General features: G+C 59.4%; 1 protein-coding gene and 2 pseudogenes. All 3 read right to left on the bottom strand.

Going from position 1 to position 1,755, the window contains the following annotated elements; all coding sequences use genetic code 11:
* Positions 1-213: 213 nt before the first annotated feature.
* Positions 214-915, bottom strand: coding sequence for a tyrosine-type recombinase/integrase (locus ACZIRK_RS45080; protein WP_283813362.1), 702 nt, complete (start codon positions 913-915; stop codon positions 214-216).
* A 27-nt stretch (positions 916-942) separates the two neighbouring features.
* Positions 943-1,170, bottom strand: a pseudogene (locus ACZIRK_RS45075) (site-specific integrase); the annotation flags it as partial.
* Positions 1,171-1,549: 379 nt separating this feature from the next.
* Positions 1,550-1,755 (bottom strand): annotated as a pseudogene (locus ACZIRK_RS45070) (hypothetical protein); the annotation flags it as partial.

The raw sequence follows: 1,755 nt of genomic DNA, 5'->3' as shown, positions 1-1,755 counted from the left end.
TTTTGGGCGCCGCGGCCGGGCTGCGAGAATGGCCGTGTCGTAATGGCTCGCCATCTCGGCATAGGTTCGGTTGAGGCCAGGATCGTGGCGGTCGGGATTGGTGACGGCGGCCTTGAGATTGTCGCAGTTATGTGCCGGACATCGTTATGTGCCTGGCAACGGCTTGAGCCGGTCTCTCGGGGGAGGATCGCGGGCGTGTAGGCACATAATGCGCTACAGTGAATTGAGCCAGTCGAGGAGGGTTTTGTCGTCCTTCCAGGCGACGCGAGCCCGGGACACCGTTGAAATATCGGAACCCAGTTCGCAGGCGCGCAGCGCCTCGGCTTTAGCGCGCAGCGTCAGCTCGGCATAACGGTTTGTCGTGTCGAGACTCACGTGCCCGAGCCAACTCCGTATGACATTGACTTCGACACCGGATTCCAGCAGGTGGCAAGCAGCGGTGTGCCGGAATAGATGCGGACTGACCCGCCTGGATTTCGGCCCGTGTGTATCGAAGGATGCGCCGTGTCGTCGGACAATCTTATAGATCCCGAACCGCGTTAGAGGGCGGGCCTTCGGAGCGCAGAAGACTGGCTCGCCTGGCGATGCGCTACGCTGGGCGAGGAGCGCCTGGAGATGCTTCACTGTCTCATCCCAAAGCGGGCACGTCCGCCACTTGTCACCCTTGCCGTGCAAGTGGACTTTGGCTGGTGGCTTGAGTTCGAGGTGCTCGATACGAAGATCGGCAACTTCCTGCACCCGAGCGCCCGTGTTGTACAGGAAGAGCAACAGTGTGCGGTCGCGCAGCGAGAGATGACCTTGTCGAGGCAGCGAACGAAACAATGCCGTTACCTCCTCTCGCTCGAGGAAATGTGTATCGGGCAATGATGTGCGCTTGACGGGGATCGCCGCGACCTGCTGACAGACCGCCAGCATCTCGGGTGCACGCACCGCGAGGTAGGCAAAGAAGGTGTTCAGTGCTGCCCGCCGTTGATTGCGAGTACGCACCGAGTTACCGCGCTCTTGCTCCAGGTGCCTCAGGAACGCCAGACTTCGTTCGAATGTCAGGTCATCAAGGGCCAGTGTAGCAATCCGGCGACCACGCTGCTCGGACACGAAGCACAGGAACAGGCGGATCGTGTCACGATAACTGCGGATCGAACCGAGCCGCAGGCCCTTCTGTACCGGGAGATGATCGGTGAAAAATGAGTTCTGTGCGTCAAGTTTCGCCGGGCTGAGCGTCGTCTAGCACGCTCACCAATCCACGCTTGCACAAACGGCTCGACGTGATCAGGTAGGTTCTTAACCTCGCTGGCGCCGTGAGCTTTTGCGAACTCGCCAAAGCTCACCACGATGGGAATCCGGCGAGACACGCTGCTATCCGTATAGCGCTGCTCCGCCATCCAGCTGACGTACTGCTCGACTTCGGGAGCGATCCAGGACTCGTGAATACGATCGATGGTGGCGGGTCGGATGTAGTACTTCTCAAGCATGACAATCTCCTAAGGAAAGAAGGAGATCACTATGCCACGAGCGCTCCGTTATGTTGCCGCTGTCGCGGAAATAGCGTTTAAAAATGCAGGTTGTGACAGCATTCGGCACATAACGATGTCCGGCACATAACTGCGATTTTGTTACCGGTAACAAAATCGCAGACCACGAATGTCGGCGCGCCGCCGAGGAAGGCGAAAAGGTTGACGTGGAGGCGGATCCAGTCGGCGAGCCCCTCGCTTGGGCAGGCCTCGGCGTACGTATAATTGGACGCGCCCATCGCCG

The organism is Bradyrhizobium sp. Leo114, from assembly GCF_055229415.2.
The sequence above is the reverse complement of the archived record's forward strand: the minus strand, read 5'-3'. Positions and strand labels throughout refer to the sequence as shown.